Annotated in this window: 10 protein-coding genes and 1 pseudogene; 8 read left to right on the top strand and 3 right to left on the bottom strand. The window is 64.1% G+C overall.

What is annotated here, in order from left to right; genetic code table 11:
• Positions 1–22: 22 nt before the first annotated feature.
• Complete coding sequence (locus X750_RS148515; RefSeq protein ID WP_023671535.1) at positions 23–577, bottom strand: HdeD family acid-resistance protein; 555 nt, start codon at positions 575–577, stop codon at positions 23–25.
• Positions 578–785: 208 nt separating this feature from the next.
• On the opposite strand from X750_RS148515, the pseudogene X750_RS01000000163070 reads away from it, so the two are divergent.
• The 3 genes and pseudogenes from X750_RS01000000163070 to X750_RS148525 all read left to right on the top strand — a co-directional run bounded on the left by X750_RS01000000163070 (position 786) and on the right by X750_RS148525 (position 5,691).
• A pseudogene (locus tag X750_RS01000000163070) lies at positions 786–1,591 on the top strand (MipA/OmpV family protein).
• A gap of 234 nt (positions 1,592–1,825) precedes the next feature.
• On the top strand, positions 1,826–4,807 hold the full coding sequence (gene ileS / locus X750_RS148520) for an isoleucine--tRNA ligase (RefSeq protein WP_023747745.1): 2,982 nt from the start codon (positions 1,826–1,828) through the stop codon (positions 4,805–4,807).
• Positions 4,808–5,007: 200 nt separating this feature from the next.
• The gene (locus X750_RS148525) at positions 5,008–5,691 is read left to right on the top strand and encodes a hypothetical protein (protein ID WP_023705739.1); all 684 of its coding nucleotides are present in this window, start codon (positions 5,008–5,010) and stop codon (positions 5,689–5,691) included.
• A gap of 28 nt (positions 5,692–5,719) precedes the next feature.
• On the opposite strand, the gene X750_RS148530 is transcribed toward X750_RS148525, so the two are convergent.
• Positions 5,720–6,172 (bottom strand): nucleoside deaminase, encoded by a 453-nt coding sequence (locus tag X750_RS148530; protein ID WP_023694762.1) that lies wholly within the window; start codon positions 6,170–6,172, stop codon positions 5,720–5,722.
• Between the two features lie 180 nt (positions 6,173–6,352).
• Between X750_RS148530 and X750_RS148535 the strand changes: the two genes are divergently transcribed.
• The 5 genes from X750_RS148535 to X750_RS148555 all read left to right on the top strand — a co-directional run bounded on the left by X750_RS148535 (position 6,353) and on the right by X750_RS148555 (position 13,012).
• Positions 6,353–8,536: a pseudouridine synthase gene (locus X750_RS148535; RefSeq protein ID WP_023705740.1), complete on the top strand. Its 2,184-nt coding sequence runs from the start codon at positions 6,353–6,355 to the stop codon at positions 8,534–8,536.
• A gap of 47 nt (positions 8,537–8,583) precedes the next feature.
• On the top strand, positions 8,584–9,138 hold the full coding sequence (rsmD, locus tag X750_RS148540; RefSeq protein WP_023671544.1) for a 16S rRNA (guanine(966)-N(2))-methyltransferase RsmD: 555 nt from the start codon (positions 8,584–8,586) through the stop codon (positions 9,136–9,138).
• 96 nt (positions 9,139–9,234) lie between these two features.
• Entirely contained in the window at positions 9,235–10,590 is a 1,356-nt protein-coding gene (locus X750_RS148545) for a pitrilysin family protein (protein ID WP_023747744.1), read from the top strand.
• Between the two features lie 188 nt (positions 10,591–10,778).
• Positions 10,779–12,155, top strand: coding sequence for a pitrilysin family protein (locus X750_RS148550; protein ID WP_023671546.1), 1,377 nt, complete (start codon positions 10,779–10,781; stop codon positions 12,153–12,155).
• Positions 12,152–13,012: a patatin-like phospholipase family protein gene (locus X750_RS148555; RefSeq protein ID WP_023671547.1), complete on the top strand. Its 861-nt coding sequence runs from the start codon at positions 12,152–12,154 to the stop codon at positions 13,010–13,012. Before X750_RS148550 ends, X750_RS148555 begins: the two co-directional genes overlap by 4 nt.
• Here the strand turns inward: X750_RS148555 and X750_RS148560 are convergent.
• Positions 12,933–13,736: a dihydrofolate reductase family protein gene (locus tag X750_RS148560; protein WP_023747743.1), complete on the bottom strand. Its 804-nt coding sequence runs from the start codon at positions 13,734–13,736 to the stop codon at positions 12,933–12,935. The two genes, X750_RS148555 and X750_RS148560, sit on opposite strands and share 80 nt — an antisense overlap.
• Positions 13,737–13,774 lie beyond the last annotated feature (38 nt).

Genomic DNA, 13,774 nt, shown 5'->3' with positions numbered 1-13,774 from the left:
GGCCGCTTACCTCTTCAAGCCCCTACTTCTTCAACGCCAGTCCGAGAGCGATGAAGCTCCAGCCCTGGAAGATCAGGTCGATGGCCAGGAACAGGCCGAGCACCCACAGGCTGTTGACCGGCCAGCCCATGGCGATGGTCAGCCCCGCCAGCACGCTGATCAGGCCCGCCGCGACGACCCAGCCCCAGCCCTTTTCCGGTCGGTGGCTATAGCCGACCCAGGCCCTGAGCGCGCCTGAAGCGACCAGCGCCACCGCCAGCAGCAAGGTCAGCACCGTCGAGGCCAGCAGCGGATTGTCGAAGGCAAAGAAACCGGCAACGGCATAAAGTAGACCGCTGAGCAGCCAATAGAAGAAGCGACTCCAGGTCTTCACGCCGAAGGCATGCACGATCTCGATGATGCCGGCCATCAGCATCAACCAGCCCACGACATAGACCGAGGCGACGGTGGCGATGAACAGATTGCCGAAGGCAATGCCGCCGAAGATGAGCAGCAGCACGCCGAGCGCGACGAACCACCCCCATTTGTCCCGTGTCCGGCCGATCGCATCTTTCAGGGTATCACCGTGCAGGGTCATTGCTGCATCTCCTCAAAGTCACTTGCATCAAAGATCGCCTGGCTTGTCGTCGTCGCTGAGGTTAATCCCGGCGTCGGCACCCGTCCAGCGATGCCGGGCAGCTCCGAATGGGCAAGCCGCGATCTCTGTCTCGGATTTAAATCAAATTTTACCAAACGGCCGTCAAAGCTGGGGCAGGGCGCGGCTGTGTTGTGTTAGTGGAGTGACCATGAGTCCGGTCAGGAAAATGTCTGCGGTTGTGGCGGCGATCATGCTGGGTGCGCCCACTGTGGCAAATGCGGGCGAGGGTACTTCCGGCTGGCTCTCGGGCGACTGGTATCTGACGCTTGGCGCCACCGGCATGGTCGCGCCGAAATTCGAGGGCTCCAACAGCTATCTGCTCAGCGCATCGCCGACATCTCGCTGGGCAAGGCCGGCCCGGCCGCGCGCTTTACCTCGCGCAACGACAACATCTCGCTGGCGCTGGTCGACGATGGCGGCGTCCGCGCCGGCCTGACCGGAAAATTCCTGTTTTCCCGCGACAGCAAGGATGAGCTCAAGGGCCTCGACCCGGTGCGCTGGGGCGGTGAGGTCGGCGGCTTCTTCGAAATCTATCCGACGGACTGGCTGCGCGCCCGCGCCGAACTGCGCCATGGCATTCGTGCCCATGATGGCTTTGTCGCCGACATCGCCGCCGATGCTTTCTACGACGTGACGCCGACTGTCAGAATTTCGGGCGGACCACGCGTGTCCTTTGCCTCGTCGGGCTATTTCGACTCTTATTATGGTGTCAACGCCAAGGAGGCTGCGGCCTCGGGCCTGAGCGAATACCATCCTGGCGGCGGCCTGAAATCGACCGGCCTTGGTGGCGCCATCACCTGGAAGGTGACCGATCCGATGACCGCCAGCCTGTTCGGCGAATATGCGCGCCTGATCGGCCCGGCCGCCGATTCCAGCCTGGTCAAGGAGCGCGGCGACCGTAACCAGTTCACGGTCGGCGTCTCGACCACCTATCGCTTCGACTTCGCGATGTAAGTGAATCGAACAAGAGACGCTTTATTCCTGCGGCTTTCTCGGCTAAAAGCCCGGCAATGACGAGCTTTTCGCGCCTTCGCGCGCTGACGATACGAATTACAGGCCCGGTGTTCCGGGCGGCCTGAGCGCCGCCGGAGCCGCCGGGAGTTTTGCGCGCGCCCTCGCGCTTTTTCCAAATCATGATAGTTCACGCCCGAGCTTTTACGCCCGCCGGGCAATGCACATGGCAGACCAATGACCGACACTGTTGAAACGATCGACTATTCCAAGACGCTTTACCTGCCGCAGACGGATTTCCCGATGCGCGCCGGCTTGCCTGAAAAAGAGCCGCTGCTGGTCAAGCGCTGGCAGGATATGGACCTTTACGCCAAGCTGCGCGAGGCGGCCGCCGGCCGCGAAAAATACGTGCTGCATGACGGCCCGCCCTACGCCAACGGCAACATCCATATCGGCCACGCGCTGAACAAGATCCTTAAGGACGTCATCACCCGCTCGTTCCAGATGCGCGGCTATGACTCCAATTACGTGCCCGGCTGGGACTGCCACGGCCTGCCGATCGAATGGAAGATCGAGGAACAGTACCGCGCCAAGGGCAAGAACAAGGACGAGGTGCCGGTCAACGAGTTTCGCAAGGAATGCCGCGACTTCGCCGCGAACTGGATCACGGTGCAGGGTGGCGAGTTCCAGCGGCTCGGCGTCGTCGGCGACTTCAAGAACCCCTATACGACGATGGCTTTCCACTCGGAGTCGCGCATCGCCGGGGAGTTGTTGAAGTTCGCCATGTCGGGCCAGCTCTATCGCGGCTCCAAGCCGGTAATGTGGAGCGTCGTCGAGCGCACCGCACTGGCCGAGGCCGAGATCGAATACCATGATTATGAGAGCGACACGATCTGGGTGAAGTTTCCAGTTGTGTCAGGATTTTGGAGCGTTGAGCACTTTGTATCAGACGCTGCACCGTCCATGCGCGTTCCGGAAAGCGTTGCACTTTTGGACAACGCCCACGTCGTCATCTGGACGACAACCCCGTGGACGATCCCCGGCAACCGTGCCGTCAATTATTCGTCACGGATCGGCTACGGCCTTTATGAAGTTACCGCAGCCGAAAATTCGTTCGGTCCACAGCCCGGTGAAAAGCTGATCTTTGCAGATGCGCTTGCCGAAGACTCCTCGGCCAAGGCCAAGGTCACCTTGAATCGGCTTCGCAGCGTTTCGGTCGAAGAGCTTGGAAGCCTTACACTTTCACATCCCTTCAAAGGTCTCGGCGGCGGCTACGAATTCGCCGTGCCGATGCTGGCCGGCGAGCATGTCACCGACGACGCCGGCACCGGCTTCGTCCACACCGCGCCCGGCCATGGCCGCGAGGACTTTGATGCCTGGATGGATGCGGCATCGGATTTGCGCGCACGTGGCATCGACCCTGCCATCCCCTTCACTGTAGACGACGCCGGCTTCTTCACCAGAGACGCGCCAGGCTTCGGCCCGGATCGCGAAGGCGGGGCGGCGCGCGTCATCGACGACAACGGCAAGAAGGGCAATGCCAACCAGGCGGTCATCGACGAACTGATCAAGCGCAACGCGCTGTTCGCGCGCGGCCGGCTGAAGCACAGCTATCCGCACTCGTGGCGGTCGAAGAAGCCGATCATCTTCCGCAACACGCCGCAATGGTTCGTCTATATGGACAAGGACCTCGGCGACGGCACGACGCTGCGCAGCCGTGCGCTGAAGGCGATCGACGACACACGCTTCGTGCCGGCGGCCGGCCAGAACCGCATCCGCGCCATGATCGAGGAGCGCCCGGATTGGGTCTTGTCGCGCCAGCGCGCCTGGGGCGTGCCGATCGCCGTCTTTGCCGACGAGGACGGCAATGTGCTGAAGGACGAATCCGTCAACCAGCGCATCATGGACGCATTCGAGAAGGAAGGCGCCGACGCCTGGTTCGCTGCCGGCGCCAAGGAGCGTTTCCTCGGCAATCACGATGCCTCTAAATGGAAGCAGGTGATGGACATCCTCGACGTCTGGTTCGATTCGGGCTCGACGCATGTCTTCACGCTGGAAGACCGTCCGGACCTGAAATGGCCGGCCGACGTCTATCTCGAAGGCTCCGACCAGCATCGCGGCTGGTTCCACTCCTCGCTGCTCGAAAGCTGCGGCACCAGGGGCAGGGCACCTTACGACACCGTCGTCACCCATGGCTTCACCATGGATGAGGAGGGGCGCAAGATGTCGAAATCGCTCGGCAACACCGTCGTGCCGCAGGACGTCATCAAGCAGTCCGGCGCCGACATTCTGCGGCTATGGGTGGTGACGACCGACTATTGGGAAGACCAGCGTCTCGGCAAGAACGTGCTGCAGACCAACATCGATGCCTATCGCAAGCTCAGGAACACCATCCGCTGGATGCTGGGCACGCTCGCCCATGACGATGGCGAGGAAGTGCCGCTCGAAAAGATGCCGGAGCTGGAGCGGCTGATGCTGCATCGGCTGGCCGAGCTCGATGAGGTCGTGCGCTCGGGCTACGACGCGTTCGAGTTCAAACGCATCACCCGCACTTTGCTGGACTTTATGGTGGTCGAGCTGTCGGCCTTCTATTTCGACATCAGGAAGGACGCGCTCTATTGCGAGGGGCCCGGCAGCGTGAAGCGCAAGGCCTCGGTGCAAGTGGTGCGCCACCTCTTCGACTGCCTGGTGAAATGGCTGGCGCCGATGCTGCCCTTCACCACGGAAGAAGCCTGGCTCGACCGTCATCCGGATGCTGTCTCGCTGCATCTCGACCAGTTCCCCGAGATTCCGGCCGAGTGGAAGAACGAGGCACTGGCGGAAAAATGGCGCAAGGTGCGGCAGGTCCGCCGTGTCGTCACCGGCGCGCTCGAGATCGCACGCGCTCAGAAGGTCATCGGTGCCTCGCTGGAAGCCGTGCCGGTCGTGAGCCTCGACGATGCCACGCTTGAAGCCGCGATCGCCGATGTCGACATGGCCGAGATGGCGATCACCAGCGATCTCGTCATCGCCCATGGCAAGGCGCCGGAAGGCGCCTTTGCGCTCGACGATGTCAAAGGTGTCGCGGTGGTGGTCGAAAAGGCCGAGGACCGCGGCTTGGTCAAATGCGCGCGTTCGTGGCGCTATACCGCCGATGTCGGGCAGGACGTGGAATTCCCCGACGTGTCTGCCCGCGATGCCGCCGTGCTGCATGAACTCAAGGCTCTGGGGCGTTTGTAAGCGCTCATAGCCGGTGCACAAATGCCACGGCGGGCGGGTGAAAACCGCCCGCGCGTTGCCCTTAACGAGTGGTTCAGCTAAACAGACGAAACTCCGGAAGACAAATTGTCGCCGGAATTCCGTCGCAAGAGCGTGGACGATGGGGACCGGACCTTCGGCCGGTGGCGATCGAGAGGCTGTCTAGAGTGGGACTTTTTGGCATGACCAAGAGAACTTATGCGCGCGTTGCGCTGCTGGCGCCGCTTGTCGTGTCCGGCCTCGCTCTGTCCGGCTGCATGGGTTCGCCGACCTACGGCACCGACAAGACGGCTGGCGAGCAGCTTGCGGGCGACCTTTCCGGCGCCTTCGCGATCACGCCCAAGCACAAGGAACAGATCGACTACAGGCCGCGTCCGGAGCTGGTAAAGCCGGCGCCGGGGCAGAAGGAAGTGCTGCCGCCGCCACAGGAAAGCATCGAGACGGCGAGCACCGATTGGCCCGAATCGCCCGAGCAGCGCCGCGCCCGCCTGCGTGCCGACGCCACTGCCCACCAGGACGACCCGTCCTATCAGTCGGGGATCGTCGACGACGTGCAGACCGATCCGGCTTCCGTGAAGAAGGCGCTGGCGGATTCGGGCTCAAGCCACCCGCCGGCCTGGTCGCCGAAGGATTCAGACAAGGGCCGCGCCGCCGAGATCCAGCGCCGCACCGCAGAGCAAAAGCAGGGCGATCCCAACACTCGCAGATATCTGAGCGAGCCGCCTCTGGCCTATCGGGCTGCCTCCGACACGGCGCCGCAGGGCGAACTCGGCGAGGATGAATACAAGAAGGAACGCCGCCTCAAGAAGGAAGCGGCCGCCAAGGGCAAGAGCGGCGGGCTCTTCGACTGGCTGCCCTCCTGGTAGGAACCGTCGCCTTCGGTAGCTGAAGGCTCTACGTTTCGCGTCTTTCCCGAAAGAATTCCCTGAGCAGCAGCGCCGCGTCGGCCTCGGCCATGCCCGGATAGATGTCGGGCGTATGGTGGCAGGTCGGCGAAGCGAAGAAGCGCACGCCGTTGACCACCGCGCCGCCCTTCTCGTCGGCCGCGCCGAAATAGAGCCGGCGCAGCCTGGCGAAGGAAATGGCGCCTGCGCACATGGCGCAGGGTTCCAGCGTCACATAGAGGTCGTGGCCGGTCAGCCGCTCGCTGGAGAGCGTTTGGCAGGCCGCGCGGATGGCCAGCATTTCGGCATGCGCCGTCGGATCGGCAAGTTCGCGGGTGCGGTTGCCGGCGGATGCCACCACCGTGTCGCCGCTGGCGATGACGGCGCCAACCGGAACTTCTCCGCGCAAGGCGGCGGCTTGCGCCTCTTTCAGCGCCAGCGCCATGAAATCCGGCCGCTTCACGCGGTTTCCATTCCGATTATCTCCTCGCCACTTGGCGGTGATCCTGTTATGGAGCGCGTCAACCCGAATATCGGAACAGATTTTCGGAAATGATCATGCGCCAAATCAAAGTGCTATAGCGTCCTTTGCGCGTCCGAAAGGATGCGCCACGCTGTAGCAGCGCAACAAGGCAAAGGCCACATGGACGACAACGACAAGAAATCTCCGCGCCACAAAGGCCCGGGCAAAAGCGGCCCTGGAGCCGCGGGGCCGCGCCGCGATGGCGCCGCCGGCAAAAGCGGCAAACCCTCCTTCGGGGCCAAGAAACCCTATTCACCGCGAGGCGCCCGGCCCGCAGCGGCTGAGGGCGAGCGGCCCAAGCGCGATTTCAAAAGTGGCGACCGGCCATTCAGCAAAGGTCCGCGTTCCGAAGGCAAGCCCTTCGAAAAGCGCGAGGGACCGCGCAAGCCATATGCACCACGCGGTGACCGGCCGATGGCAGCCGAAGGCGAGCGCAAGCCGTATGAAAAGCGCGAAGGGCCGCGCAAACCCTATGCGCCGCGTGGGGATCGCCCTATGGCGGCCGAGGGTGAACGCAAGCCGTATGAAAAGCGCGAGGGGCCGCGCAAGCCTTATGCACCGCGCCGCGATCGGCCGGTTGCGGCCGATGGCGAGCGGCCAAAGCGCGATTTCAAGGGCGGCGATCGGCCGTTCAGCAAGGGGCCGCGTCCCGAAGGCAAGCCTTTCGAAAAGCGTGAAGGGCCGCGCAAGCCCTACGCACCGCGTGGCGATCGGCCTGCTTCCGCCGAGGGCGAAAAGCGTTTTGACCGGCCAAAGCGCGATTTTGGCGATCGCCCGCAGCGCGACGCCGGAGATCGTCCCAAGCGTGACTTCAGCGATCGCCCCAAGCGCGATTTCGGTGGTGACCGGCCGCAAGCATCTGGCGGCCCCTTCAAGCCGCGCCCGCGTCCGGCCGAGGCTGAAGAAGCCGGCGAGCGTATCGCCAAGCGGCTGGCCCGCGCCGGCCTGGCGTCGCGCCGCGACGCCGAAGACCTGATCGCGGCGGGCCGTGTCAAGGTCAACAACCGGGCTTTGACCTCGCCGGCCTTCAACGTCATGCCGGGCGACATCATCCATCTCGACGGCATGGAGATCCCGCCGATCGAGCGCACCCGCCTGTTCCTGTTTCACAAGCCGGCCGGCGTCGTTACCACCAACCGCGACCCCGAGGGCCGCAAGACCGTGTTCGACGTGCTGCCGGCCGAATTGCCACGGCTGATGACCATCGGCCGCCTCGACATCAACACCGAAGGCCTGCTGCTGCTCACCAATGATGGCGGTCTGTCGCGCGTGCTCGAACTGCCTGCCACTGGCTGGCTGCGCCGTTACCGCGTGCGCGTTCATGGCAAGGTCGAGGAAAGCATGCTCGCAGGCCTGCGTGAAGGCATTGCCGTCGACGGCGTCTTCTACGGCGCCATCGAGGCGACGCTCGATCGTGAACAAGGCACCAACGCCTGGCTGACGATCGGCCTGCGCGAAGGCAAGAACCGCGAAGTGAAGAACATCCTTGGATCGCTCGGCCTCGACGTGACGCGGCTGATCCGTATCTCCTACGGACCGTTCCAGCTCGACGATCTCGCCGAAGGCCATGTGCTGGAGATCAAGGGCCGCGTCTTGCGCGACCAGCTCGGCGAGCGACTGGTCGAGGAATCCGGCGCCAATTTCGACGCCGAGATCATCAAGCCGTTTTCCAACCAGCCGGTGCGGCGAGAGCGTGACGCGGAGCCGGAACGGCCGAAAGTCACCCGCGAGGGTGACCATCGGCCGATCGGCGAGGGCGGTCTTATCAAGAACCGCAAGCGCCGCGAAGGCAGCCGCGACGAAGCGCTCGGCAAGCTGTCGACCAGTCCCGAAAGGGGCGCGAGGCCGGAAAAGAGCTTTGGCGAACGCGGCCCGAGACCCGAGCGCAGCGAGTTTTCGGACAAGCCGCGCAGCGAGTTTCGCGAAAAGCCGCGCGGCGATTTTGGCGACAAGCCCCGTGGAGGCTTCGGCGACAAGCCGCGCGGCGCCTTTGGTGACAAACCGCGCGGCGGCAAGAAGCCCGAGCGCGAGCAGCGGCCGATCGATCCGCCGGGCCAGCGCAAGGCTAATGTCTGGATGGCGCCGGGCGCGCGTCCGATCGGCAAGGGCAGGGCGGAAGCCGATGCCGCCAAGGCGGCTGAGGCCAAGGCGCGCAAGGCGTCGTTCAAGCCGTCCTATGGCAAGCCGGCCTATGGCAAGCCGGGCGGAGCCAAGCCGTTCGGCAAGCCGGGTGGCGAGCGTCCGGATGGCGGTCGGGGCGGCGAGCGGCCACGCAACGGTCCCAAGGGCCCGAGGACCAGATGATGCCGGGACTTAAATGAGATCTGGCCTTAAATGAGACCCGGGCATAAATGAGAATCGTCGGCGGCCAATTTCGCGGGCGTCCGCTGGCGACGCCGCGCGACCATGCCATCCGCCCGACGACCGACCGCGCCCGCGAGGCCGTCTTCAACGTGTTGGCGCACCGCTTTGCCGACAAGCTCGACGGCGCGCGTGTGCTCGACCTTTTCGCCGGCACCGGCGCTCTCGGCCTCGAAGCGCTGTCGCGCGGCGCTTCCTATGGCGTCTTTATCGAAGAATCGGCCGAAGGGCGCGGCCTGATCCGCACCAATGTCGAAGCTTTTGGCCTTACCGGCCGCACCAAGATCTTCCGCCGCGACGCGACCGCCCTGGGTGAGGCCGGTACGCTTGCGGCATTCGGCCTGGTCTTCGCCGATCCGCCCTATGGCAAGGGCCTTGGCGAGCGCGCCCTGCGCTCGGCCAGGGATGGCGGCTGGTTGCTGCCCGGCGCGCTCTGCGTGGTCGAGGAAGCCGCCTCGGCGCCCTTCGAGATTGGGCCGGAATTCTCGGTGGTTGATGAACGAAACTACGGCGAGACGGTGGTCCGGTTCATCGAGCTTGCGTAAGGGTGGGGCGATCGGCGCCTTCAAAATGACGCACAATTCACTTTGCCTCCGCGGCTAACCTTGCCTATCGTCGCGCGATAACAACCGGAGCCATCAATGACATTTCATACTGAATGGCTGCGGAGAGCCTTGCTCGCCACCGCGCTGACCATGGCCGGCCCGGCCCTGGCCGCGGATGATGGCAAGGTGGCCAACTTCCTGCTCGACAATGGCATGGAGGTGGTGGTCATTCCCGATCATCGCGCCCCCATCGTCACCCATATGGTGTGGTACAAGATCGGCAGCGCCGACGAGCCGCCAGGCAAGTCCGGCATAGCGCACTTCTTCGAACACCTGATGTTCAAGGCCACGACCAACCACGCCGCGGGCGAGTTCGACCGCGCCATATCGGCCATCGGCGGCTCCAACAACGCCTTCACCTCATATGACTACACTGCCTTCCACGAGACGGTGGCGCCCTCGGCACTTGGTGAGATGATGAGCTTCGAGGCCGATCGCATGCGCAACCTCATCTTGACCGACGAGGTCATCAAGACCGAGCGCGACGTGATCCTGGAAGAGCGCCGCGCGCGCATCGACAGCAATCCGCAGGCGGTGCTCGACGAAGAGGTCGACGCGACGCTCTGGCAGAACCAGCCCTACCGCATTCCGGTGATCGGCTGGATGCAGGAGATGGAGCAGTTGAACCGCACCGATGCGGTTGCCTTCTATGACAAATACTACCGCCCCAATAATGCGGTGCTGATCGTGGCCGGCGATGTCGAGCCGGAGGTCGTGAAGGCGCTGGCCGAAAAAACCTATGGCAAGGTCGCGCGCGGTCCCGACCTGCCCCCGCGCATCCGCCCGGTCGAGCCGGAGCAGAACACCAAGCGCACGGTGACGCTCACCGATGGGCGCGTTTCGGTGCCGAGCTTTTCGACGCAATGGGTGGTTCCGTCCTACCACACGGCAAAACCCGGCGAGGCCGAGGCGCTCGACCTGCTGGGAGAGATCCTTGGCGGCGGCAGCCGCAGCAGGCTCTACCAGCAACTCGTGGTCAAGCAAGGCATCGCATCGGCGACCGGCGCCTTCTTCCAGGGTACGATGCTCGACGCCACCAATTTCACCGTCTATGGCGCGCCGCGCGGCGACGCCAAGCTGAGCGACGTCGAGGCGGCCGTCGAGGCCGAGATCGCCCGCATCGTCAAGGACGGCGTCACCGCGGACGAGCTGGAGAAGGCCAAGGCCCGCTATATCAGGGCCATGATCTTCGCCCGCGACAAGCAGGACGAGATGGCCAATCTCTACGGCGCCGAGCTCGCCACCGGCGGCAACGTCAGGGATATCGAGGAATGGCCGGACCGCATTCGCAAGGTCACCGCCGATGAGATCAAGGCGGTCGCCGCACGCTATCTGCTGCTCGATCGTACGACGACCGGCTATCTCTTGCCGCAGCAACAGGCGGGGAATTGATGATGACGAGATTGAGCGTTAGCGCTGTCCCTCACCTGCCTGCCGGCATCCTCTCCCCCTATAGTGACGGGGAGAGGGGCGCTGTCATCGTCGATTTCGCCAACCATCAGCGTCGTAAGAAGAGCGCCAGCGTCGCGGCGAGACCCCTTCTCCCCGTCACTATACGGGGAGAAGTGCCCGGCAGCGGGATGAGGGGCGGAGCTGACCTTGGCGATCAATGGCCTGATGCGATTACTCATAGGCGCATCGCGGTTCTCCACGCCCTCGCCACACTGTTCCTCGGCATCTTCTTCCTCATCCTGCCGGCGCTTGCCGCGCACGCGATGGACATCCAACCGGTGACCTCGTCAAAGGGCGTCAATGCCTGGCTGGTCGAGGACCACTCCATTCCGATCATCGCCATCCGCTTCGTCTTCGATGGCGGCTCGACGCAGGATCCGGCGGGGCGGGAAGGGTTGGTCAATCTGATGACCGGCCTGTTCGACGAGGGCGCCGGCGACCTCGACAGCGAGGCCTTCCAGATCAAGCTTGACGATGCCGGCGCAGAGATGGGCTTCGAAGCGGCGCGCGACGGCACCTATGGCGCGATGCGGATGCTGGCCGAGCAGAAGGATGCGGCCTTCGACCTGCTCAGGCTGGCGGTCACCAGCCCGCGCTTCGACCAGGCGCCGATCGACCGCATCCGCGCCCAGATCCTGTCCGGCATCATCGCCAATGAGCGTGACCCCAACACCGTCGCGCAAACCAAATGGCTGCGCGCGATCTATGGCGAACATCCGTATTCCAGGCCCGACCAGGGCACCAAGGACAGCATCGCCACCATCACGGCAGCGGATCTGGCTGCCTTCCACAAGGCCAATTTCGCCCGCAGCGGCCTGCATGTTGCGGTGGTCGGCGACATAGATGCCGCGACGCTGAAACGGAAGCTCGATGAGGTCTTCGGCGATCTGCCGGAAAAGCAGGTGCTGCAACCGGTTGCCGATACGGAGCTGAAGCTCGGCCAGCAGCTCGAGGTCGACTACGACCTGCCGCAGACCTCGCTGCAGTTTGCCTACCCCGGTGTGAAGCGCGATGCGCCGGATTTCTTCCCCGCGGTGCTGATGAACCAGATTCTCGGCGGCGGCACCTTCACCTCGCGCCTCTATGACGAGGTGCGGGAAAAGCGCGGCTTGGCCTACTCCGTCGATTCCAACCTGGTCGACCACCAGCATTCCAATGCGCTGATCATCACCACGGCGACGCGTTCCGACCGCGCCGCCGAGACGCTCGCCATCGTCAAGGAGGTGGTCAAGAAGATGGCGCAGGAGGGGCCGACCGAGGCCGAGCTGGACGCGACCAAGAAATACATGGTCGGCTCCTATGCTATCAGCAATCTGGATTCTTCCAGCGCCATTGCCGCGACCCTGGTGGAATTGCAGCTCGACAATCTCGGCATCGACTACGTGCAGCGCCGCGCGGCGCTCATCAACGGCGTGACGCTCGATCAGGTCAAGGCAGCGGCGAAGAAGCTGCTGACGCCGGCGCCCGCGATCATGAGCATCGGGCCGAAGCTGGAGGCCAAATGACAGGTCCGACTTTCGGTATCGCCTTTGGCGGCGGCGGCGCGCGCGGCCTCGCCCATATCCACATCGTCGAGGCGCTGGACGAGCTCGGCATCAAGCCGGTGGCCATCGCCGGCTCCTCGATCGGCGCCATCATGGGCGCCGGCATGGCCTCGGGCATGAGCGGCAAGGACATCGAGGACTACGCCCGCTCGATCCTCGGCCGCCGCGCCGAGGTGGCGGCGCGCATGTGGCGCTCGCGTCCCGGCACCATCGCCGAGGCGATGCAGGGCGGCATCCGCGTGAGCCAGTTCAACATAGAGCGCATCTTGAAGGCGTTCCTGCCGGAAGCCATCCCGGAAACCTTCGCCGAGCTGATGATTCCGCTCAAGGTGACGGCGACGGACTATTTCGGTCACAAGCTGGCCGTCTTCGACGAGGGCGACCTGCATTCGGCGCTCGCCGCCTCGGCTGCCATTCCCGCGGTGTTCCGCCCGGTGACGCGCGACGACCGCGTGCTGATCGACGGCGGCATCTACAATCCGGTGCCGTTCGACCTCATCGAAAACGCCGCCGACATCATCATCGCCATCGACGTCGTCGGCGCGCCTAGCGAGGCCGAGCGCAAGCACCCGACCACGGTCGACCTGATGTATGGCGCCACGCAATTGATGATGCAGTCGATCATCGCCCACAAGCTGAACCAGCGCCCCCCCGACATACTGATCCGCCCGCCGGTGTCGAAATACCGCGTGCTCGATTTCATGAAGATCGACACGCTGCTGGCCGAGACGCAGGAGGTCAAGGACGAACTGAAGCGGGAGGTGGAAAGAGTGGTCGAGGCGCGTGCCAAGGGCAAGCGGGGGAAGAAAGCAGGGTGAGCTGCCGATCTCCCCCCTCGAGGGGGAGATGGCCGGCAGGCCAGACGGGGTCGTCTCGCGTGAAGCTAGACCTCCTACTGTCGATAGGAGGTTGCGTCAGGACGGACCGACCGCCTCTGTCGCCTTCGGCGACATCTCCCCTCAAGGGGAGATTACCCCACCAGCGTCTCACACCCTCCCAGCCGCATATTCCAGCGCCACCCACGCCATTGCTGAACTGTACGGTCGAGATCGGCTCCAACGCCACCGGCATATCGGGCGGGAACAGCTTCTTGCCCTCCCCGACGGAGCCAGGGTAGCTCAGCAGCCTGACGCGATCGACCAGACCATGGCGCAGCAATTCCCGCGCGACGCTCAGGCTGCCATGCACATAGATGTTGCCGCCGCTGCCTTGCTTCAGCGCCCGAACCGCTTCCGGCAACGCACCCTTCAGCAACTCGGCCGGTTTCCAGTCGAGTGCCTTCGGGCTTGTCGACGCGACATATTTCGGCAGCGCATTGAACCGGTCGGCGAAGTCTCCGGTTTCCTTGGGCCAAGAGCCGGCAAAAATCTCGTAGGTCGTGCGCCCCAGAAGCATGGCCCCGCTGTCGGCAAGCTCGTCCTCCTTGAACCTTTGCATCTCATCGTTCCAGGTCACGCTGGGCAGCTTCTCGACCTCGGCGATGCCATCGATGCTGACTCGGTGATAATAAGGTTTCTCATGGCGCTCTCCTTCTTCTGTCAAAGGACGAACCGTGTGAGCCTTTTGCGACCGCTCTGCGA

It is taken from the genome of Mesorhizobium sp. LNJC391B00 (assembly GCF_000502535.1).
Lineage (GTDB): Bacteria > Pseudomonadota > Alphaproteobacteria > Rhizobiales > Rhizobiaceae > Mesorhizobium.
Note: the sequence above shows the minus strand (reverse complement) of the source record. Positions and strands in the feature narration are given on the sequence as shown.

Bases quoted from the DNA above. Each gene is read 5' to 3' on its own strand.
- X750_RS148515 (WP_023671535.1), bottom strand. From the start codon at position 577: ATGACCCTGCACGGTGATACCCTGAAAGATGCGATCGGCCGGACACGG.
- ileS (WP_023747745.1), top strand. From the start codon at position 1,826: ATGACCGACACTGTTGAAACGATCGACTATTCCAAGACGCTTTACCTG.
- X750_RS148525 (WP_023705739.1), top strand. From the start codon at position 5,008: ATGACCAAGAGAACTTATGCGCGCGTTGCGCTGCTGGCGCCGCTTGTC.
- X750_RS148535 (WP_023705740.1), top strand. From the start codon at position 6,353: ATGGACGACAACGACAAGAAATCTCCGCGCCACAAAGGCCCGGGCAAA.
- rsmD (WP_023671544.1), top strand. From the start codon at position 8,584: ATGAGAATCGTCGGCGGCCAATTTCGCGGGCGTCCGCTGGCGACGCCG.
- X750_RS148545 (WP_023747744.1), top strand. From the start codon at position 9,235: ATGACATTTCATACTGAATGGCTGCGGAGAGCCTTGCTCGCCACCGCG.
- X750_RS148550 (WP_023671546.1), top strand. From the start codon at position 10,779: ATGAGGGGCGGAGCTGACCTTGGCGATCAATGGCCTGATGCGATTACT.
- X750_RS148555 (WP_023671547.1), top strand. From the start codon at position 12,152: ATGACAGGTCCGACTTTCGGTATCGCCTTTGGCGGCGGCGGCGCGCGC.